At 55.7% G+C, this 576-nt stretch carries 1 protein-coding gene; it reads left to right on the top strand.

The annotated features are described in order from the left end of the window. The coding region (locus ACNFG0_RS22835; protein WP_416766528.1) for an immunoglobulin-like domain-containing protein at window positions 1-576 on the top strand (576 nt) is incomplete at both ends.

Raw genomic sequence — 576 nt, 5'->3', positions numbered from 1 at the left:
ACCGAAGTCACTATTCCGGCTGGCAGCGCCAGCGGCTCCGTTACCGTTAAAGCCCCGGATGATGTGTTCACCGGCGGCCAACCGACCATTACCAACAAGCTTGAATCGGTAGAAGGCGGCGACAAGTTCGAGAAACTCACCCTCGACGACCAATCCGTTTCGACCAAGATCACCGATGAGCCAGGCTCAGGCACTGGCAATGAAGGCGACAAGTTCGAAGTCACCATCGTCAGCAAAGGCGATGTGACCGAAGACCAGCAACCGACCTTCACCATCCGGATCAGCGAAAAACTCGATCACGATGTCACCGTCACGCTGAGCAACAACCAGCAGGTCGTCATCCAAGCTGGCAAAACTGAAGTCGACTATTCGCTGCCGGCTCAAGGTGATGATGTATTCAAAGACGCGGGTGAAGTTTCGCTGGGCGTCACCGATGCGAGCGTCGACGGTAAGCAATTCGAGAATCTGCAACTGGGCGACGACGCTACGGTCAAGATTACCGACACCGAGAGCGAAGTTGTCGCGACCCTCTCCGTCGACAAGACCAGCGTCACCGAAGGCGGTGAAATTACTTAC

The sequence above is a fragment of the Pseudomonas sp. NY15372 genome (assembly GCF_048068215.1).
GTDB lineage: Bacteria > Pseudomonadota > Gammaproteobacteria > Pseudomonadales > Pseudomonadaceae > Aquipseudomonas > Aquipseudomonas guariconensis_A.
This window is presented reverse-complemented; position numbering and strand designations above follow the sequence as displayed.